This is a genomic window from Ochrobactrum sp. AN78 (assembly GCF_029909885.1).
GTDB classification, from domain to species: domain Bacteria; phylum Pseudomonadota; class Alphaproteobacteria; order Rhizobiales; family Rhizobiaceae; genus Brucella; species Brucella quorumnocens.
Genome location: NZ_JASAMU010000001.1, coordinates 500,655 through 520,797, shown reverse-complemented (window position 1 = coordinate 520,797; position 20,143 = coordinate 500,655). Strand labels below are relative to the sequence as shown.

Genomic DNA, 20,143 nt, shown 5'->3' with positions numbered 1-20,143 from the left:
GGGGACCAGAAGGTCCCCTTTTTATTATTCGTCTGAGCCGCGGCGCGCATTGTCACCATCCTGACCGCGCCGCCAATAAGCAACAATCAATTGTTTATCCTTCGGGATGTTCCGTTCTTTGCGCATATAGGTGCGGATCGAGCGGAATGCATTAAACTCACAAGCAGCCCACACATAAATGCTCTCTTCGCCCTCCGGCAGCTCCACGGCACGAACCGCATCCTGCAAAAGGGTCGTTGTGCCTGCTTCGGCCCCCTTGCGGTGCAGCCATTGCATATCCACGTCGGCGCGGGACTTAATCGCCTGTTCTTCCGCCTCACTGTCGATTTCGATGCGGACGACTGCCTTGGCACCTTCTGGCAATCGCTCAAGAATACGACCAATCGCCGGAAGGGCTGTTTCATCACCGGCCAGCAAATACCAATTTGCATCATCGGCTGCATCACCGCCGCCGGGGCCTGTCATCCCAACAATATCGCCCGGTTTAGCGCTAATCGCCCAGCCGGAACCCGGCGCATCGCTATCATCGCCATGAACGACCATGTCGATATCCACCCAGCCTGCCTTAGCATCAATCTGGCGGATCGTATAAACGCGGGTAGCAAGCTTGGCATCACCATCGGGCCAGACAGGGCGACCATCTTCGCCCGAGACTGGCCATTGCGGCTTGGCAAGGCCCTTTGGAGGAAACAGCAGGCGAATATGCAAGCCTGTATGAGCGAAGCGAGCCAGTTCGCTTCCCTTCAGCCGTACGCGACGCATGTGCGGCGTAACATTGCTGACGGCAACAACCTGCATTTCGCGGAAATAGGGCAGCGGCAAACCAGCAGCACCATCACCTTCCCAGATGATCTTTGGCTTTGGGCTTCCCTTCTCAAGAAACTCAAGCACATGTTCAGCGATGGAATATTTCATATAGGCAAGACCGGTTTCGTCACCGCTCTTTACGTCCACACTGACAGTCTCGTCGTCCCACTGCACATCTGCCTGACCGAAGCTAAGAACCAGCTTTGCGCTGCCCACCTGGCGTTCAACGTCAGCATGTTCAACAAAATGATCCAGCAACTGATTAACGATGCGATCAGGATTGTTGAGTGCGATACGGGTATTGGCGTTCAGGCCCAAATCAGACATGCCTGCTCTCCTATTTTTAACGGTGAGCAAGCCTTACCTGAATTTAAGATGACAATTCAAGTCATCTTTTTTCGATCAGCGCGGTTTGATGCCGCAATAAATTGTGACAGGCAGCGCCTGACGCCATGCATCAAAAGAACCAAGAACGCCTGCTTGTGCAACCTGCAGGCGGGTAAGTTCACCGCCATGCTGTTGATGCCAGCTGAAAAGCCGCATTTCGCTTTGCAATGTCACCGCATTGGCAACCAAACGCCCGCCAGGCTTCAGTGCATTCCAACAGGCTTCAATCACACCGGCATCCGTTACACCGCCACCGATGAAAATTGCATCCGGCGTTGCAAGGCCATCTAGCGCTCCCGGCGCTTCACCTTTTACAAGCTGTAAGCCAGGTACGCCCAGCGCGCGTGCATTGCGCTCAATCACGCTCTGCCGGTTTTCATCTGCCTCAATAGCGATGGCGCGGCAAGACTGATGAACACGCATCCATTCAATACCAATAGAGCCGCAACCTGCGCCAACATCCCAAAGAAGCTGCCCCGGAAGGGGCTGCAACCGAGACAGCGTCACAGCACGAATATCGCGTTTGGTCAGTTGTCCGTCATTTTCAAAAGCTGCATCGGGTAATCCACTGACGGGTGAGAAAACAACAGCATTTGACGCGGCGATGCATTCAATTGCCAGCACGTTGAGATCTGCACAGTTTACATGCGACCAGTCTTCCGCCCAACCGCTGATGCACTTTTCATTCGGTCCGCCCAAATGCTCAAGCACCGTCAAGCGGCTTTGACCAAAGCCTTTATTTTTCAGAAGGGCGGCGGCTTTTGCAGGTGTCGTGCCATCATTGCTGAGCACAAGAATTTTCTCTCCCGGTAAAATATACGGTACTAGCAATTCAAACGGACGCCCATGCACGCTGACCGTTCTCGCCTCCTGTAATGCCCAAACCATACGGTTTGCGGCCAGCGACAATGAGGATGGAAATGAGATGACGTGCATTTCCTGAGACGAGAAATGACGGCTTAGGGATGCGCCCATGCCAAAAAACATCGGATCGCCGCTTGCCAGTACCACAACCTGTCTGCCGCGCTGCGCCTCGATCATTGGAAATGCATTATCGAAAGGTACTGGCCATGAAACTCGCTCGGCTTTGACCTCATCATCAAGAAAAGCCAGATGCCGCTTGCCGCCAAAAATGATGTCCGCATTGGCAATGACATTCCGTGCTGTGTCGCCCAGCCCTGCAAGACCGTCTTCGCCAATACCGATAACTGTAAGCCAGCAGCCCATAAGCATTGCTCCTTTTCCTGTTCGTATGGCGTCGCAGTAGCAAGCGCAAGCAGGAAGGCGTATAAGACCGTCATGTTAAGCCAGCAAACAGCCCCAACCGTGCCCTTGAGAGCAGACAGGCGCAATGCCTGCCCCGGCCTATCGCGCATGGTCATGGCAAAAGATGGTGCAATCGCTCGCGTCAAGCTTCCCTTGGGACGGATCAATGCTACCGAAGCACGTTCGTTGGCCGAAATTGCAAAAGAGTTTGGAAACGGCACTATCGAGCTTTCGATTCGCTCCAACATCCAGATACGCGGCATCGCGCCCTCCAATTGGGATAAAGCGATAACAGCGCTCTATGATGCCGGTTTTGGCGCGGATAATCCGTCGGCCGATGACATTCGCAATGTAATGGTAAGCCCCACCGCATCAATCGATCGCACACAGCTTGCCGATACCTCCCGCCTTGCGACCTCGTTGCTGAAAATGCTTGAAGGCACGGAAAAATATCACGCGCTATCGCCGAAGTTTTCTTTCCAGATTGATGGCGGCGAAGACTGTGCCATGATTTCGCATACCGGAGATATCTGGCTCTCAGCACTGGAAGGCGGCGCGCATTATGCCGTTGGTCTGGCATCGTCACCAGACACCCCGCCTGTCGGCATGGTCGCACAAGCGGAAGCGCTTTCCTTGATCGAAGCGCTGCTTGATCTGTTTCAGAGCCTCGCAGCAACGGGTGTGACGCGGATGAGGCACCTTTTTGAAACCTTGCCACAAGAGCAATTTCTGCAAGAGTTGCCTTTTGAACTCTCCCCCGCCCCGACTTGGGAACGAAAACCGCCAAAACCCTTTTCATGGCTTGGAGCCCATTCGCAAAAGGGTGGACACTTCTATGCAGGTGCAATGCCATTTCTCGGAAGATTGCAGACGGAACAATTGCATAAGCTGGCCCAGCTTGCGGAGAGCGCGAATGGCGGCGAAATTCGCCTCACGCCATGGCAAGGCGTTCTCCTGCCAAACATCGAGCAGGCAGACTGCAACCGGATCACAACCACATTGAACGAACTGGGGTTGGCAACATTGCCAGAAGCGCCACAGGCGCGCCTTCGGGCCTGTTCCGGCTCTGCCGGCTGTGCTTCCGCCCTTGCGGGCACTTTAACCGATGCTCAGCGTCTCGCTGGCATGCTCATCGCAGGCAACAAGCAGGTCCATATTACGGGTTGCGCCAAATCCTGCGCAGCACTTTCTCCCCTGCCTCACACGCTTTTGGCGCGTTCGGATGATCATTATGATCTCTTTTCGCAAGACAGCGCTGGACCATTGCGTTTCGGGCAGCTATTGGCCTCAAACATCACCATTGACGAGGCTGCGTTTATTTTAAACGCCCGAAATCTATAAGAGCGTATCCCGAAAAGTGTGAAGCAATTTTCGGGCAAGATATGCGTTAAACAAATAGGTAGAACGGACGCCATGACAGACTATATCCGCGATGGACAGGCCATTTATGACCGCTCCTTCGCCATCATCCGTTCTGAGGCCGATTTGAGCCGCATTCCCCTCGATCTCGAAAAGCTTGCCGTACGTGTTGCTCACGCATCCGGCATGGTCGATATCGTTGAAGACCTCGTCTTTTCGGATGGCGCGGGGCAAGCCGGGCGAGATGCACTCTTTAAAGGCGCGCCAATCCTCTGCGATGCACGCATGGTCGCAGAAGGCATCACTCGCTCACGCCTGCCAGCCAACAATGAAGTTATCTGCACACTGAATGATCCGTCCGTGCCGGAACTGGCGAAGAAGATCGGCAACACGCGCTCTGCCGCAGCCCTTGATCTCTGGCTTCCACATCTTGAAGGCAGCATCGTTGCCATCGGCAATGCGCCCACCGCCCTCTTTCGCCTGTTTGAAATTTTGGACAATGGTGCCCCTAAACCAGCCCTCATCATCGGCATGCCGGTCGGTTTTGTGGGTGCAGCCGAATCCAAAGATGAGCTTGCTGAAAATAGCCGTGGCGTACCCTTTGTTATCGTGCGCGGACGTCGCGGTGGCAGCGCCATGACCGCAGCCGCTGTCAATGCACTTGCTTCGGAGCGCGAATAATGGCGCCAAAAGGGAAGCTTTATGGTCTGGGCGTTGGCCCCGGTGACCCCGAACTTATCACGCTTAAGGCACTCAGACTGCTTAAGTCCGCGCCCGTAGTCGCCTATCATGCGGCAAAGGGTAAAAAGGGCAATGCGCTGACGATTGTGGAAACCTATCTGTCGCCTGAACAGACGCTGGTGCCGCTCATCTATCCGGTGACGACGGAAAAACTGCCCGCTCATATGGATTACGAGCAGATCGTCAGCGATTTCTATGCAGAGATCACTGCAACAATCGCAAACCATCTCGACGCTGGCCGCGATGTCGCTGTAATCGCTGAGGGCGATCCGTTCTTCTACGGCTCGTTCATGTATATCCATGACCGATTGGCCGAAAAATACGAAACCGAAGTCGTGCCGGGCGTTTGCTCGGTCTTGGGTGCCGCTGCCGTGCTTGGCGCACCGCTCGTCTATCGCAATCAGACGCTTTCAATCCTTTCGGGAGTTATGACTGCTGAGGAATTGAAACAGCGGCTCGCCGGCAGTGAAGCCGCTGCCATCATGAAACTCGGCAAAAATCTGGACAAGGTTCGCGATGTTCTGAGCGAGCTTGGGTTGATGGATCGTGCGCTTTATATCGAGCGTGCTACTATGCAGAACCAGCGTATTGCGCCTTTGGCAGAAGTCAGCGGCGGCGACTGTCCTTATTTCTCGATCATTCTGGTTCCAGGCAAAAAATGGAACGGTGCATGAAAGCAGCCATTCTCGTTCTTGGCGAAGCTGCAACTTCCACGGCACGCAACATACAATCTAGACTTAGAAATGCTGAAATTCTGGGGCTGGAAAATCGCGTTACGAGCGCAGACAAGCATTTCACACATTTCGGCGACACGATACGTGCGCTCTATCAGGAAGGTCGTCCGATAGTCGCGCTGTGCGCCGCTGGTATCATCATCCGCGCACTCGCTCCTCTTTTGCAAAACAAACGGATAGAGCCTCCGGTTCTGGCCGTTGCAGAAGATGGTAGCGCTGTCGTGCCATTGCTTGGCGGCCTTTCCGGCGTCAATGATCTGGCGCGAGCCATTGCTCAGGCGCTTGAAGTGCCCCCTGCTATCACCACGACGGGCGAATTGCGGTTTGGCATCAATCTGCTCCATCCACCGGCTGAATTGACCCTCGCCAATCCCGAAGCTGCCAAGACCTTCATGTCCGATCTGCTGGCGGGAGAAACCTTGCGCGTCAATGGCAGCTCGCGCTGGCTCACCGCATCAAAACTGCCGTTATCTGACAATGGTCAACTGACAATCAGCATCACGCCTGAAACGCGTGCGCCGCAGACTAACGAGCTGATATACCATCCGCGAACGGTTGCCGTGGCGATTGATAAGCCCGGCGAAAACCTCGTAAGCCTTATCGAGCAAACACTTGATAGTTCAGAGCTATCAAAGGATTCACTTGCTCTTCTTCTCGTCCACGAGAAAGACTGCGCTTCACCCCATATTCATCAGGCAGCACAAATACTCAAAGCACCGCTGCGCATTGTTTCGGGCGTGGATGATCTGGCAACGGTATCCGTCGAAAACCCGCAGCACCTTATCAAATCCGATAGGCTGACACTGGCCATTGCAGCAACACCAGCCGATGTTCTCTTCATCGGACGCAATCGCGGCAAGCTGACTGTCGTTGGCCTTGGCCCCGGTGCACGAGACCTAATGACACCAGCCGTTCAGCGCGATCTGGAACGCGCCGAAGATGTGCTTGGCTATGAAACCTATGTGCGCATGGCTGGCCCATTTCGCGATGAGCAGATCATCCACATGACTGACAATCGCGAGGAAATGCAGCGCGCGCGTCATGCCTTCGAACTCGCTGCTTCAGGCCGTGATGTGGTAATGGTTTCGTCAGGCGATCCCGGTGTATTTGCCATGGCAGCGGCAGTTATCGAAGCGCTTCATGAATCGTCTGATCCGGCATGGCATAGTGTTGAACTCGTGATTCAGCCGGGGATTTCAGCCGCTATGGCTGCAGCTTCCCGCATCGGCGCACCACTTGGGCATGATTTCTGCATTATCTCGCTTTCTGACAATCTCAAGCCCTGGGATGTCATTGAAAGGCGTCTGGCGCTCGCAGCACAAGCTGATCTCGCCATGGCTTTCTACAATCCGATATCCAAAGCCCGTCCGCATCAGCTCGGTCGCGCGCTGGAAATTCTCCGGCAGTATCGTGTTGCTGAAACGCCAGTCGTGCTCGGTCGCGATATTGGCAGGCCCGCCGAAACTACGCGTGTCACAACGCTGGGTGAACTCACGCCCAAAGACGTCGATATGCGAACTGTGGTGATCGTCGGCTCGTCCCATACTGAGCGCTTTTCTCGTGTGGACGGCGGCGAATGGGTTTATACGCCGCGATGGTATGGCGAGAAGCCGGACAAATAAACAGAAACAAAAGGCAGGGAAATCCCTGCCTTTTTAATAATTTAGATCCGTTTATTGAATCATTTCTTCTTCGACTTCTTCGGTGTAGCTGGAGCAGCCGATGCGGTCTGAGCTGCAGCGGCTTCGGCTGCGATCTGGTCTGCGCTCTTTGGCGAAGTATCGATAACCGAACGAACCGAACCGTTTGCAGAAACCTGACAAACCGCCGTGCGCAGATCCACCTTCAGGTCAACATCCGTACCGCCGCCAGCGCCCGGACGGGAATTAACCGCGCTGATGACGCGTTCAGGCAGGAAATACTTGTTGGCAGCTGCAGTGATACATGGCTGAGCCAGCGAAGAATCTACCGATGAGGTCGGAACGAAACGTGGCAGCGATATGCTTGATGCAGTGACCGGTGCCTCGGACTTGCCGGGAACCGTCGCATTCTGCGTGGTCGTCGTACAAGCGGCAGCCAGTGGAGCCAGCATAGCAATGACAAAGAAACGGGCTCCGATGCGGGTGCGTCCGTACATGATCAACCTCTTACGATCTGCTGATTAGGTAAAATTTTAACTGAGATAACTATTCGGTTTTTGCCGATTGTCGAGTGGCAGGAAGGCCACAATGCTGGTTTTTCGTTGGGCATCCCCAACAGCGTCATCATTGTTTCGTGAATATCCAGTTCAACATCTCCCGCCAGTCGCTCATGCGGATAGGCGTTCCATGGTTTCCGCTTTCAAAACGACGAAACTGCACCGGATAACCCGGCGCTTTCTTGCGTATATCCCGATAGAAAGCTTCCTGCTTGTCGATTGCGAAAACCGGATCGCGACTGCCATGTCCAAAAAAAACCGGCACACGCTTCTTGAATGCAGGTGATTTGAAAAAATCATTGTCCCATAATGATCCTAACAGGATCAGGCCAGAAAGCTGATTAGCCGTTTTATCATTCGAAGCGATCCGCCAGCAAAGTGCACCTCCCTGTGAGCCACATGCAAGAACAAGCGGCGCGGATGGCGACATTGCCTTCGCAGCTTCAATAAGTCCCGCGATCTGCGCCTCGCCTGTAGCCGCAAAATCCTTGAAGTCCGGCGTCAAATAAAGCCCACCATTGAGTGCGGCTAAGTTCTTCACGCGGTTGAAATTACCGCCGAAGGTAAAATCATTCATGCCTTGCAGACGATTACCGCCGCGTCCATGCAGATAAATGACGATAAAAGCCGCACCTTGCTGCTTTCCGGCCGCCATCGCCTTTACCGGACCCGCAGCGGTCTGAAACGTGAGATCTTTTTGATAGGCCCGCGCCTTCAGCGAAACATAGGCATCCTTCACGCGCTTTTCGGGAACAGCATCGCGACCATTGATGTCGCGCATTTCGTTGTAATCAATGACTTTATAATCGCCATTATCAGCGCTGCTCAACACACCCGGATAGGCAAAATAATTGTCTTTGAAAGGCGGAAGCGGACCTTGCGCATGCGCCGAACTGGAAAATACCAGTAAAAACGCTGTAACTATTCCTACACGTTTGCGCATTGCCCCTCCCAAAAAGCACATTCAAAGCTCAAGCGTATGATAACGACGATTGAGATATATCAGAGCCTCTTCGTCCGCATTCGAGTGCAATCCCACCACTTCACCGAACAGGACGTGATGTGTGGAATGATCCTGAACGCTAATAACGCGGCAGTCGAAAACAGCCAATGCACCTATCAGCGTTGGCGCACCTGTCGCGAGAACGTCCCACGCAGCAAGCTCAAAGCGCTCATCCTGCGTAAGACCGATACGGCCCGAAAATGCATCTGCAAGCTGTTGGTGCGATCCAGCCAGCGTATTGACCGCGAACACGGCGTTCTTGATGAACAGCTGGTTTTCTTCATGAGTCTTCTGCAAGCAGATCAGAACGGTCGGCGGATTATCCGAGACCGAGCAGGAAGCTGTCAGAGTAAGTCCACGTCTTCCTGCAGAACCGGCAGTGGTTACAACCTGTACCGCACCCGCATAATGGCTCATCGCATCACGATAAGTCTTCGGTTCTACCGGCATAGTATTTGAGATGATGTTTTTATCTGTTTGCACGTCAGCAAGCATCCGTATTGTCTGACAGGCTTCCGCAGACCAATGTCTGTTTACCTGTATACATATACGGGCATTGCACAAAGGCGAGGAAACCGCTACCCACTTTTCGTTCAATTAGCCATGAAATGTTTGAAGAAGATAAATCGCGTGATCAAACCAGTGCCATTACCGGGAAAACATAAAGCGGTTCTCCGCCCGGAATTGCGCATGCACAACTTCACGAAGATATTTGCTACGGCCTTATCGGCTTTCACGATGCTTTGCCTGCCGACCATGGCGCAGGAAGATTCAACAGTAATACGCATTGGAATTGCAGCGCCTCTGAGCGGTGGATTTGCTCCACTCGGAAATCAGCTCGTCGATGGTGCACGTGTGGCGGCAACAGCCAAGAATCCTGAACTTGTCGTCGCGGATGATCGCTGTGATGCTGAAGGTGGTAAAACGGCTGCAGAAACCTTCATTAAAGACAATGTGCAGATAGCCACTGGCTTTCTTTGCTCTGAAGCACTGGAAGCGGCGCTGCCTTTATTGAACCGGCGCAACATTCCCGTCATTACCTCCGGTGTCAGTGACTTAACGCTGACAGAAAAGCGTTCTTCCACTCCGCTCCCCGTGTTTCGCCTGACCACAGGTCTGGATAAAGAAACGCGCGCCACCGGTAGCTTTTTAGGTAGCCTCTGGCGCTCCCAGCCCTTCGCCGTCATTGACGACGGCACGATTGAAGGCCGTGAACGCGCATCGCATGTTCTGGCCAGTCTCAGGGAACAACAGCTTCAGCCGGTTTTTACCGATACATATCGACCGGGTCTCGAAAACCAGAATGCACTCGTTGCCCGTCTGCGCCGTGCCGGCGCGACGCATGTATATGTCGGCGGAGAGCGTGATGATATTGCAGCCATTGGTGCGAGCGCTACGACGCTTAAATATCCGCTGGTGATCGCGGGTGGCAGTGTTTTGAATGCTGCACCAGGCACGCAGCCTTTAAGCGCTGACACATTGATGATCGCGCCGTTAAAGCCGCAAGATCTTTCGACCGCAAGAACAGCCGTCGATGCAATCAATCAGGCTGGAAAACTAGCTGAAGCCTATTCAATCATCGGATTTGCCACGATCGAACTTGCAGAAGCGGCCATCAGACAGGCGACGGACCAGAAGCAGCCTTTGATCGATATTTTGCGCGATAATTCTTTCGAGACGTCGCTTGGTACGCTCAATTTTGATGGTAATGGTATGCGGACAGACAATCCCAATCGTCTGCAACGCTACGATGGAACACAGTTCATATCAGCTGACTAATCAGCCCGATCAGGCTCGCGATGATCAAGAGCCCTGTCATCAGGCTCATCACTCTCCAGAATAACTGAATCGCCGCGTCGATATCCTCGGCATTCGCGTCGCGCTTACCGTCGCTGTTGAGCATAGGCCCTTCGACCTTCTCTGCCCCATATTGTCGGGGACCAGCAAGCGCCAATCCAAGCGCACCAGCAAAAGCCGATTCCGGCCAGCCGGCATTCGGCGAACGATGCAGTCGCGCATCGCGCCACATCACAGCAAAAGCTCGCTTTCCCGTTTCCCTATTGTGCGTGAATGCAGCAGCCAAAGCAGACAACAAGCCAGTCAGCCGCGCGGGAATATAGTTCACCACATCATCAAGGCGCGCTGCGAAACGTCCAAAATGACGATAGCGTTCGTTCAGATGGCCAATCATCGAGTCAGCGGTGTTAATGAGCTTATAGGCAAACAGACCCGGCAACCCGCCAATGAGAAACCAGAACGCAGGCGCAACAATACCATCCGACGCATTCTCAGCGAGGCTTTCAACCGCAGCCCGGCTGACACCACCTTCATCAAGCTGTTCAGGGTTGCGCCCCACAATCATTGAAACCGCTTTGCGGCCACCTTCGATACCGTCTTCACGCAGACCATTCGCCACGGCTTTCACATGATCGGCTAGGCTCTTTTGCGCCAAAAACACAGCAACGATGACAATCTCAATCAATGCGCCAGCGCTGCCCAAAAAAGGCAAAAAATATTCAATTGCCAATCCGATTAGCACACAAAGAGCCACCAACCCGATTGTAAGCCACATGCCGTTGCGGCGCAGTGATTCAACCGAAAGGTGATTATTGTTAAAGCGCTTTTCACCCCAGCTGATTGCTTTTCCGAACAATACGACCGGGTGCGTGAACCTTTGCCAAAGTTGCGGCGGGTCGCCGACGATGCGATCCAGAACAAGCGCTAATGAAAGAACAATCAGCTTTATTTCCATAGTCTTGCAAGACTTCCCTGAATCAATCTTTCAAGCACAGAATCTCACGCAATGCCTGCTCCAGACGCGCGAATGCCTCTTCATCGGCAGCAAGTCCAATGCGTAACCATTGAGGTGCATAGGCGAACTTTCGTACCAGAATATGTTTTCCACAAAGCGCGTCATAAATCGCATGAGCATCGCTGTGCGCAACCAAAGCGAAGAGTGCTGTGCCACCCACTTCCTTTAAACCGCATCGCGTCAGGACGGTGGCAAGCTCCGCCCGCCGCCAATCAATGCGCGCACGAAAGTCTTTTAACGCCGCATCGCTTTCAAAAGCATGTTCGGCTATCGCCAGTGCCGGTCCAGATACCGCCCATGGACCAAGCCGCTCAGTTATCTTCTCCACGATCTTCGCGCTTGACAACAAGAAACCAAGCCTTACGCCCGCAAGGCCGAAAAACTTGCCGAAAGACTTCAGCACAATCATCGGTGCTGTAGCAGCATAGGCCGCAACACTGACTTCGACATGCGGATCAGCAAAAGCCTCATCAACAACGAGAAAACCACCGCGCTCGCCAAGTCTCATTGCCAGCTCAAGCAGATCGGGACGCGCGATAATTCGTCCATCTGGATTGTTTGGACTGACGATTGTGACAACGCTCGCGTCGTGCGGAATATCTTCGAGCGTTGCACATTCGACCACCTTCCACCCCGTGGCTTTAAAAGAAGCAGCATGTTCCTGATAGGTCGGGCCTAAAATAGCGACAGTTGAAGGTTCGAGTAACGTCGGAATGAGCTGAATAAGCGCCTGTGTTCCCGGCGCAGCCACAATAGGCGCTTTATCCGCAACACTGTAGTAGCGCTGTCCCGACACGAGAACCCGCTGCAGAAGCCCCTCATCCGGCAATCGGTTCCACAGGGCTGGCGTGAAATCCGGGAGAGGAAAGTGTTCAGGATTGATGCCTGTCGAAAGGTCAAGCCACTCTTCGGCTTTGCCACCAAAGCGCGCAATAGCACGATCCAGCGCACCGCCATGTTCAATATGCGTGTTCACGCATCATCTCCGCTGAAATCAATTACATGCATGAATGAGCCCGAAACGGAACCAACACGTAAGCCCACCTCTCCGTGATCTTCGCCCGCTGCATCGCGCACTTTGAAAAGTCGCTCTGAATCACCTTCACGGACAATCGACGCATAGTGAAATTCATGTGCCTTGAGCTGCATTTGCCAAGGCGAACCGGCAAGCGGCGTGAGCGATCTATAGCCAAGATGAAGTTTTCTTTGGGCGAAACTTGTATCCAGCGGCAAAAGCCCGAGCATCGAATGGTTCATGCCTTGAGCGTCTTCCAGCGCTTCACCGAGCACCATATAGCCACCGCATTCGCCATAGATTGCAACGCCCTTCGTTGCCGCAGCCTTCATGCCCAGCTGGAAGTTTTTCGCAGAAGCCAGTTTGCCCGCAAAAAGTTCAGGATAGCCGCCGGGTAGATAAATCGCATCGGCATTTTGATCCGGTGCTTCATCGGCCAGCGGCGAAAAAAACGAAATCTCAGCCCCACGCCTGCGCCAGCCTTCAAAGAGATGCGCATAGGCGAAAGCAAATGCATCATCACGCGCTACTGCAATTCGGCTGCCCAATGGCTTGAGACGTGGCACATTGGCCATCGCCGCATGACGTTTCGGCGCTGACCAGATATGCGTCAGAGCCGCAAAATCGATGCGCGTCTCCAAAACATCAGCAGCGTGATCGAGAAAACGCTCTAGGTCGGCATGTTCGCCTGCCTGCACCAACCCAAGATGGCGTTCGGGCAAAACGAGTGCCTCATCGCGTGGAATCGCACCCAGAACGGTAATGCCAAGCGGCTTCAATGCTTCGCGCAGCATCATTTCATGACGCGCACTGCCCACACGGTTCAGCACGATACCAGCTATCAACACGTCCTTGCGAAATTGGCTAAATCCGGAAACAAGCGCCGCGATGGAATGCGATTGTTTTGCACAATCCACGACCAGCACCACCGGCAGATCAAGCATTTTTGCAAGATCAGCAGACGAGCCTTTGCCATCCATAGCCCCATCAAACAGCCCCATCATGCCTTCAGCAACAAGCAGCTTGCCACCTTCGGTCATACGCGAAGAAAGCGCGCTGATAAGTTCTGGCCGCATCGCCCATGGATCAAGGTTAAAGCATTCTGCCCCGCTCGCAGCCTTATGATAGGCAGGATCGATATAATCCGGTCCTGCCTTGACGGGAGCAAGAGACACGCCGCGTCGCCTGAGCGCCCGCAGCAAACCAAGCGTGATGGTTGTTTTACCCGATCCCGATGCCGGGGCTGCAATCATGAAGCCATTCATGCGCTTTGCACTCCACGCTTTTCGTGATTCAGATGAAGCGGATCACTTATGAGTTGACGCCCGCCCTCAGCACCGAGCCAATCGAGGCCAGAGCGCAATCGCACAACTTCACCCACAACGACGATTGCAGGTGGATTAAGGCCAGCCGCTTCCACATCTGCAACGGCGCCTGCCAGTGTTGTCTCCAGAACCACCTGTTCCGGCAAGCTGGCATTACAAACAAAGGCTACCGGTTCATCAGGGGAGCGCCCGGCAGCCATCAGCCGCGATGTGATGAGATCGATATGCTTCATCGCCATATACATAACAATAACAGGAGAGGACTGCGCAATGCCCTCCCAATTAATGCGGTCAGGCAGCAATCCGGTGGCGTCATGCCCTGTCAGAAAGGTGACGGACTGGTTGATATCACGATGCGTGGCGGCAATGCCTGCATAGGCTAGACCACCTATACCCGCAGTGATGCCGGGGACGATGCGGAAGGGCACGCAATGCTCAACAAGTGTCAGCGCCTCTTCTGCCCCACGCCCAAAAACAAAAGGATCGCCACCCTTCAGGCGCAAGACCTTCTTGCCTTCCTTAGCAAGTTCAACCAATCGCAGCGAAATATCACGCTGCTTCGGCGAAGGCTTTCCTCCACGTTTTCCTGCATATTCGATCAGTGCATCATCTCGCTTCAGCGAAAGACAGGCATCATCGACCAGCGCATCATAAACGATCACATCGGCTTGTTGCAGTGCATTGACAGCATGAAGTGTCAGCAATCCGGGATCGCCGGGACCAGCTCCGACAAGCCAGACATGCCCTGCCTGCATCGAAGGCAAGTTCACTTTGCTCCTCGAAACAATGCAAGCAGTCGTTTGTTCACGCTTGTTCATCTTATCAACCATAATTCTATCTAAAGCATGTCGCAGTTAAATGGATTCATTTAACGTTCGCGAACATGCGACAATTAAAAGAATCTAGAGCGAGCACCATGGGTGCGATCAAACGCGACACTCTCTAGTTGTCTAATTACGAAACTTGCATGCCTCAGTTGCTGGCATTGAGCAACTTTCGGAATGTTAAGGACCACTAGCATCTTTATGAATCTAGTGGATTTTTCGAATTTGACGTTTGATACGGCAATTATTTCGGTCGGAATACAAACGTCAAATTCAATCCACTAGCGGCACAGCTATCAGATACATTATAAGGCGTCCATGAACGATGAAACCGCCCCAACGAATAAAGTACCAGAAAAAGCCGAGTTGCGTCGCGGCTGGACGACAGGTGCTTGCGCCACTGCAGCCACAAAGGCAGCTCTGACAGCGCTCATCACTGGCGAATTCCCTGACCCGGTTGGCATTATCCTGCCCAAAGGCGACGTGCCCTATTTTCAGCTTGCCTATGAAGGTCTTGGTGATGGCTATGCCATGGCAGGCATCGTCAAGGACGCGGGGGACGACCCCGATGTCACCCATGGCGCCACAATCATCTCCACCGTCTTCCCTGCCCCACCCGGCACCGGTATTTTGTTCCGGGCTGGCGAAGGTGTTGGCACGGTTACGCGGCCGGGCCTGCAAATTCAGCCGGGCGAAGCGGCTATCAATCCCGTTCCGCGCCGCATGATGACAGAAATCTGTGAGCAGATTTGTGCGGAATATGGCCTGCCAGCCGATCTTGTCATTACGATTTCTGTTCCGGGTGGCGAAGAGATTGCCCAAAAGACGTGGAACCCTCGTCTCGGCATTGTTGGCGGCATTTCCATTCTCGGCACAACCGGTGTTGTGCATCCATTTTCCTGCTCGGCATGGATTCATTCGATCCATCGCGGCATTGATGTTGCGCGTGCGGCAGGACAGAAACACGTTCTTGGCGCGACGGGCTCAACTTCGGAAGATGCAGCGCAGGCCATTTACGATCTGCCCGATTTTGCCATTCTCGATATGGGCGACTTTGCAGGCGGCGTGCTCAAATATCTGCGCGAACACCCTATCGATAAACTTACCATTGCCGGTGGCTTTGCCAAGCTTACAAAGCTTGCGCAGGGTGCGCTCGATCTTCATTCATCGCGCTCGCAGGTCGACAAAAGCTTCCTGTGGACTATCGCCGAAAAGGCCGGTGCTGCGGAGGACATGAAGGATCGGATTCTCTTTGCCAACACTGCAATGGAAGTGCTTGAATTGACTCAAGCAATCGACATCGACATGGCGACACCCATCGCACAAAAAGCCAAAGAAACAGCACTCGAAACCTTACGCGGTGCACCCGTTGAAGTCGAAATCATCGTGACGGACCGCAAGGGGACGATCCTTGCCCGCCTCTAAAATACTCCTTCTTGGCGGGACGGCAGAGGCTTCAAAGCTTGCTTCCGCATTACAGGCCCTCCCCGTCGATGCCATCACTTCATTAGCGGGCCGCACGGCGAACCCCGCTGCAATCAACGGCGCGGTTCGGATTGGCGGCTTCGGCGGCGCAGAAGGTCTTGCAGCCTATCTTGCAACAGAGCACATCGATCTCATTATCGATGCGACGCATCCTTATGCGACGCGTATTTCGCTAAATGCAGTCATAGCCTCCAAGGCAGCAGATGTTCCGCTAGTAAGGCTGGAACGCCCTGCCTGGCAAATACAGAGCGGCGATTACTGGATTGATATTTCAAGTGAAGCTCAGGCAGCAACGATGATCCCGGCAGGCGAGCGGGTATTCCTTGCATTGGGTCGACAGCATATCGGGCCATTTGCTGATCGGAACGACGTTCATTTTGTCATCCGGATGATCGATCCGCCAGAAGTGGCGCTGCCAAAAGATTGCGAAATCGTTCTGACAAAACCCGGAAACTATGAAGCAGAGAAGCAGTTTCTGACTGAACGCAAGATCGGCCTTATCGTCAGCCGCAATTCCGGCGGCAGCATATCCTATGCCAAAATCACAGCAGCGCGCGATCTCGCAGTGCCTGTCATGATGATTGCCCGCCCGCCAGTCGCAGCCAAAATCGTTATTGCGACGATTGAAGAGGCCGTAGCTTTTACCCGCTCAGCCCTCAAGCTTTGATCGCGCAATATGGCTATGCGCATCATCATAAAGCGCTGAATCGCGAAAATTCTTTGGATCAAGTCCGCGCCCGACGAATACCATCGCCGTTCTTTTGACGCCAGAAAGCCCCACTTTCGCCACAATATCAGACAGTTTTCCGCGCAAAATCTGCTCGTCTGGCCACCCAATTCGATATGCAACGACCACTGGACAGTCAGAACCGTAAAGCGGCGTCAGCTCCGTTTCGATCTTCGCAAGGTTACGGATCGACAGGTGAATGACCAAAGTCGCGCCAGATTTGCCAAGTGTGGCGAGATCCTCGCCTTCCGGCATGGCGGAAGATTTTACCGACGTGCGTGTCAGAATAATAGTTTGATTGATTTCTGGAATGGTCAATTCCTGCTTCATCGCGGCAGCCGCCGCGACAAATGCAGGCACACCCGGCGTGACATCATAGGGAATCCCAAGCGCATCAAGCCTGCGCATCTGTTCGGCCATCGCGCCGTAAATTGACGGATCACCGGAATGGACCCGCGCAACGTCATGACCTTTTGCATACGCCGCTTCTATTTCGGCAATGATTTCATTAAGCGTAAGTGCTGAGCTATCAACCAGACGGGCATCTTTGGGAGCTGAGGCGACCACTTCTTTTGGCACCAGAGATCCTGCATAAATGCAGACCGGGCAGCTTTCGATTAATCGCAAACCGCGCACGGTAATAAGATCGGCAGCACCCGGGCCGGCTCCAATGAAGTGAACTGTCACACTTTATTCCTCTATTCAGGCATTTCGAATGCCTGTCAGGTGGCAGACAAGTCAATTGCTTTCAGGTGTTTTTTGGCAAAAGCCCTTCAATATCATTGAAGATCGACTGCCACTCTTCCTGCGTCAGCTCGAAGAAGTTAAAACTCCTGAGCAAAAACGCACCTTCATTGGCAATGAAGGCAAGACGGGCTTTGCGCCCTTCCGGTGTCGACACATCAAGACCGTCCCATTGCTTACGATACCAGGCACGGGTTTCATTGAGATACTCAGTATTTGGAATAAGGCTGGCCATCATCGCCGCAAAGCGGGAATCGTCTTCAGCATTGCTCTGGCGGGTTATGCCGATATGCGCCGCTATGTGGGAAATCGCGTCGTTCTTATTCTGCTTGCGGACTGTTACCTGATCATCAAACCGATCGCCCCACCGTTCGATCATCGCTTTCAGAAGCCCATCCTTATTACCGAAGCAATACTGCACACCGCCCTTGGTGACACCAGATGCCTGCGCGACGGCATCCATAGTCAGCGCGACAATACCGCCTTCTGTCACAATCTTTTCGGCCATATCCAGCACATGGTCGCGATCAATCGAACGCGGACGGCCAGTTTTTTGCAATTTCTTACTTTCCATACGAGCGGATTTATATTATGTCAGCCACCCTGACAAGTTTGAATACGTTCGTATTGAAAAGGTATAATTCGATGTTGCCGCAAAATCGCTGGCTCGTTCTCGCAATCGTTTCCAGCGCGTTGTTCCTGATCGTTGTCGATATGACGGTCCTTTACACGGCACTGCCACGCCTCACCCATGATCTGGCGGCCAGCGCTTCGGAAAAGCTCTGGATCATGAATATCTATCCGTTGGTGGTGGCTGGCCTTTTGCCAGGTCTCGGCACGCTGGGCGATAAGCTCGGCCACAAGCGCATGTTCATGAATGGTCTGGCCGTGTTTGGCCTTGCGTCGCTTTGCGCAGCCTATTCGCCCAATCCCGAAGTCCTGATCGCTGCCCGTGCCTTCCTTGCCTGCGGTGCTGCAATGATGATGCCAGCCACGCTGTCGATCATTCGTTTGACCTTTACTGATGAGAAAGAACGCTCGCTTGCAATTGGTATTTGGGCTGCAATCGCTTCGGGTGGTGCAGCCATCGGCCCTGTCGCGGGCGGTGTTCTGCTCGAATATTTCTGGTGGGGCTCAGTATTCCTGATCAACGTGCCCGTTGTTCTGGTGGCTTTCGCTTTGTCCGCCTTCAACCTTGAAAATCGTCCACTCGGCTCAAAGCGCAAATGGGACCTCGTCGGCTCGATCCAGATCATGATCGGCCTGATCGCGCTCACCTATGCCGTCAAGGAACTCGCCAAGCGCGATGCATCCATGACAATTTTCGCAGCAGCCCTCGTCATTGGCCTTATCGCCACGACGGTCTTCGTCCGCAGGCAGCTTACGAGCGCAGAACCGCTGATCGATTTCTCACTGTTCAAGACGAAGCTATTCTCAATGGGCGTGTTCGCGGCCCTTGTCGCATCTGGTTCAATGACTGGTATGGAACTCGTTTTCAGCCAGCGCATGCAGTTGATCGAGGGCATGTCCCCTTTGCAAGCTGGCCTTGTTATCCTGCCTATCCCGCTGGCTGCTTTCGTTGCCGGTCCAATTGCTGGCATGCAATTGCCACGCCTTGGCGCAGGTAGGGTATTGTGGGCGTCGCTTGGAATTACAGCACTTGGCGTGGTGATCTATATCCTGACCTATAAGCTCTCCACCCCGTTCTATCTTGCGGGACTGGCCGTTCTCGGTTTTGGCGTCGGTTGTGCCATGACCGGTGCATCGTCCTCTATCATGGGAAATGCCCCTGCAGAGAAGGCTGGTATGGCAGCGTCTGTCGAAGAAGTATCATTCGAACTCGGCAATGCGCTGGGTGTGACGATTTTCGGCACCATTCTTTCGGCATTCTACACGGCAAGCCTCGTACTGCCGGCAGGCCTAAATATCCCGATCATCGCTCGTGACAGCCTTGATGAGGCATTGCTGGCGGCTCAATCATTGCCACCTGAAGACGCAAGTTTGTTGACCAAACTTGCGGCGTCCTCTTTTGAGAATGCTTATGTCGCAGTGATCTTAGCAACGGCTCTTCTGCTAATCTTTGCGACCATTGCAACTTACATCGTGCAACGCCGCAAAGCCGAAATAGTGTGATTATTAAATCATTTCCAGCAAAAGTGCGAATCGGTTCTGCGTAGGATAACTCGTAAAAACAAATAGTTAGAGCGGTTCCGACGAACTAGTCTTGACTGGATCCGCTTTAACTCGAGCGTGTCGCGCTTAATCGCACCCATGGCGCTCGCTCTAGATTCGTTTAATTGTCGCATGTTCGCGGGGGGCTCAAATGAATCCATTTAACTGCGACATGCTTTAGGCTCGTGTCGCCGCCAACGCTGCGGTGACACGGCCACCTACAGTCTTTTCAACCATAAGCACAGCTTCTGGCCCGGCGGCAGCCAGTGCGGCCGATTCCGCTACACTATGGCAACCGACTGCGGAGAAAGGCACTTTCGACGGGTTCTTGATCCGAGATGTTTCTTCCTCGAGCCTAGCTGCAGCAAAGAAGCGCAAACTACATTCGTAATGCTCTGCAAGAGCCAACCACACCGGCTCACGCCGTTTCGTGTCCAGTGTTGCAATCATATCGGGCTTTGTAACGCCTACAGCCGCTAGAACACTGTCCGCCAATGAAACAAGCTCTTCAAGGTTCACACCCGAGGAGCTGCCCATTCCCAAAA

20 protein-coding genes are annotated in these 20,143 nt (G+C 53.6%); 8 read left to right on the top strand and 12 right to left on the bottom strand.

Going from position 1 to position 20,143, the window contains the following annotated elements; genetic code table 11:
- Nucleotides 1–24: 24 nt before the first annotated feature.
- Together QBD00_RS02445 and cbiE are read right to left on the bottom strand one after the other, a co-directional pair.
- Nucleotides 25–1,134 (bottom strand): siderophore-interacting protein, encoded by a 1,110-nt coding sequence (locus QBD00_RS02445; RefSeq protein ID WP_264231118.1) that lies wholly within the window; start codon nucleotides 1,132–1,134, stop codon nucleotides 25–27.
- A gap of 75 nt (nucleotides 1,135–1,209) precedes the next feature.
- Nucleotides 1,210–2,421 carry a precorrin-6y C5,15-methyltransferase (decarboxylating) subunit CbiE gene (cbiE, locus tag QBD00_RS02440; RefSeq protein WP_318578574.1) on the bottom strand — a complete coding sequence of 404 codons (1,212 nt, stop codon included), beginning with the start codon at nucleotides 2,419–2,421 and terminating at the stop codon, nucleotides 1,210–1,212.
- Nucleotides 2,422–2,493: 72 nt separating this feature from the next.
- Here cbiE and cobG point away from each other — a divergent pair, with 72 nt between their 5' ends.
- The 4 genes from cobG to cobJ all read left to right on the top strand — a co-directional run bounded on the left by cobG (nucleotide 2,494) and on the right by cobJ (nucleotide 6,916).
- The gene (gene cobG / locus QBD00_RS02435; protein ID WP_318578573.1) at nucleotides 2,494–3,801 is read left to right on the top strand and encodes a precorrin-3B synthase; all 1,308 of its coding nucleotides are present in this window, start codon (nucleotides 2,494–2,496) and stop codon (nucleotides 3,799–3,801) included.
- A 72-nt stretch (nucleotides 3,802–3,873) separates the two neighbouring features.
- Entirely contained in the window at nucleotides 3,874–4,500 is a 627-nt protein-coding gene (locus QBD00_RS02430) for a precorrin-8X methylmutase (protein WP_264231120.1), read from the top strand.
- The gene (locus tag QBD00_RS02425; protein ID WP_095446857.1) at nucleotides 4,500–5,234 is read left to right on the top strand and encodes a precorrin-2 C(20)-methyltransferase; all 735 of its coding nucleotides are present in this window, start codon (nucleotides 4,500–4,502) and stop codon (nucleotides 5,232–5,234) included. Before QBD00_RS02430 ends, QBD00_RS02425 begins: the two co-directional genes overlap by 1 nt.
- Nucleotides 5,231–6,916 (top strand): precorrin-3B C(17)-methyltransferase, encoded by a 1,686-nt coding sequence (cobJ, locus tag QBD00_RS02420; RefSeq protein WP_318578572.1) that lies wholly within the window; start codon nucleotides 5,231–5,233, stop codon nucleotides 6,914–6,916. Before QBD00_RS02425 ends, cobJ begins: the two co-directional genes overlap by 4 nt.
- Before the next feature lie 59 nt (nucleotides 6,917–6,975).
- Here the strand turns inward: cobJ and QBD00_RS02415 are convergent, their stop codons facing one another.
- From QBD00_RS02415 to QBD00_RS02405, 3 genes are all read right to left on the bottom strand, one after another.
- On the bottom strand, nucleotides 6,976–7,431 hold the full coding sequence (locus tag QBD00_RS02415; protein WP_095446859.1) for a hypothetical protein: 456 nt from the start codon (nucleotides 7,429–7,431) through the stop codon (nucleotides 6,976–6,978).
- Between the two features lie 127 nt (nucleotides 7,432–7,558).
- Nucleotides 7,559–8,434 (bottom strand): alpha/beta hydrolase, encoded by an 876-nt coding sequence (locus tag QBD00_RS02410; RefSeq protein WP_318578571.1) that lies wholly within the window; start codon nucleotides 8,432–8,434, stop codon nucleotides 7,559–7,561.
- Nucleotides 8,435–8,455: 21 nt separating this feature from the next.
- Nucleotides 8,456–8,977: a flavin reductase gene (locus tag QBD00_RS02405; protein ID WP_318578570.1), complete on the bottom strand. Its 522-nt coding sequence runs from the start codon at nucleotides 8,975–8,977 to the stop codon at nucleotides 8,456–8,458.
- A gap of 42 nt (nucleotides 8,978–9,019) precedes the next feature.
- Here QBD00_RS02405 and QBD00_RS02400 point away from each other — a divergent pair, with 42 nt between their 5' ends.
- Nucleotides 9,020–10,273, top strand: coding sequence for a branched-chain amino acid ABC transporter substrate-binding protein (locus QBD00_RS02400; protein WP_412534976.1), 1,254 nt, complete (start codon nucleotides 9,020–9,022; stop codon nucleotides 10,271–10,273).
- Here QBD00_RS02400 and cbiB read toward each other — a convergent pair.
- Genes cbiB through cobA form a run of 4 tightly spaced genes read right to left on the bottom strand, consistent with a single transcriptional unit; the run spans nucleotide 10,257 to nucleotide 14,464 of the window.
- Nucleotides 10,257–11,246, bottom strand: a complete 990-nt coding sequence (gene cbiB, locus QBD00_RS02395) for an adenosylcobinamide-phosphate synthase CbiB (protein WP_318578569.1) — start codon at nucleotides 11,244–11,246, stop codon at nucleotides 10,257–10,259. The genes QBD00_RS02400 and cbiB overlap by 17 nt on opposite strands.
- 22 nt (nucleotides 11,247–11,268) lie before the next feature.
- Complete coding sequence (gene cobD, locus QBD00_RS02390; RefSeq protein ID WP_318578568.1) at nucleotides 11,269–12,282, bottom strand: threonine-phosphate decarboxylase CobD; 1,014 nt, start codon at nucleotides 12,280–12,282, stop codon at nucleotides 11,269–11,271.
- The gene (locus QBD00_RS02385) at nucleotides 12,279–13,586 is read right to left on the bottom strand and encodes a cobyrinate a,c-diamide synthase (RefSeq protein ID WP_318578567.1); all 1,308 of its coding nucleotides are present in this window, start codon (nucleotides 13,584–13,586) and stop codon (nucleotides 12,279–12,281) included. Before QBD00_RS02385 ends, cobD begins: the two co-directional genes overlap by 4 nt.
- Complete coding sequence (gene cobA / locus QBD00_RS02380) at nucleotides 13,583–14,464, bottom strand: uroporphyrinogen-III C-methyltransferase (RefSeq protein WP_095447918.1); 882 nt, start codon at nucleotides 14,462–14,464, stop codon at nucleotides 13,583–13,585. The genes QBD00_RS02385 and cobA overlap by 4 nt, the downstream gene beginning before the upstream one ends.
- Before the next feature lie 324 nt (nucleotides 14,465–14,788).
- On the opposite strand from cobA, the gene QBD00_RS02375 reads away from it, so the two are divergent.
- Nucleotides 14,789–15,895 carry a cobalt-precorrin-5B (C(1))-methyltransferase gene (locus QBD00_RS02375; protein WP_318578566.1) on the top strand — a complete coding sequence of 369 codons (1,107 nt, stop codon included), beginning with the start codon at nucleotides 14,789–14,791 and terminating at the stop codon, nucleotides 15,893–15,895.
- Nucleotides 15,882–16,622, top strand: a complete 741-nt coding sequence (locus QBD00_RS02370) for a cobalt-precorrin-6A reductase (protein WP_318578565.1) — start codon at nucleotides 15,882–15,884, stop codon at nucleotides 16,620–16,622. The genes QBD00_RS02375 and QBD00_RS02370 overlap by 14 nt, the downstream gene beginning before the upstream one ends.
- On the opposite strand, the gene cobM is transcribed toward QBD00_RS02370, so the two are convergent.
- Complete coding sequence (cobM, locus tag QBD00_RS02365; RefSeq protein WP_318578564.1) at nucleotides 16,605–17,369, bottom strand: precorrin-4 C(11)-methyltransferase; 765 nt, start codon at nucleotides 17,367–17,369, stop codon at nucleotides 16,605–16,607. The genes QBD00_RS02370 and cobM overlap by 18 nt on opposite strands.
- A 61-nt stretch (nucleotides 17,370–17,430) precedes the next feature.
- Nucleotides 17,431–17,985 carry a TetR/AcrR family transcriptional regulator gene (locus QBD00_RS02360; RefSeq protein WP_318578563.1) on the bottom strand — a complete coding sequence of 185 codons (555 nt, stop codon included), beginning with the start codon at nucleotides 17,983–17,985 and terminating at the stop codon, nucleotides 17,431–17,433.
- Nucleotides 17,986–18,071: 86 nt separating this feature from the next.
- Between QBD00_RS02360 and QBD00_RS02355 the strand changes: the two genes are divergently transcribed.
- Nucleotides 18,072–19,559 carry an MFS transporter gene (locus QBD00_RS02355; RefSeq protein ID WP_318578562.1) on the top strand — a complete coding sequence of 496 codons (1,488 nt, stop codon included), beginning with the start codon at nucleotides 18,072–18,074 and terminating at the stop codon, nucleotides 19,557–19,559.
- Nucleotides 19,560–19,775: 216 nt separating this feature from the next.
- Here QBD00_RS02355 and QBD00_RS02350 read toward each other — a convergent pair whose 3' ends face one another.
- Nucleotides 19,776–20,135, bottom strand: coding sequence for a cobalamin biosynthesis protein (locus QBD00_RS02350; RefSeq protein ID WP_095447919.1), 360 nt, complete (start codon nucleotides 20,133–20,135; stop codon nucleotides 19,776–19,778).
- Nucleotides 20,136–20,143: the final 8 nt, after the last annotated feature.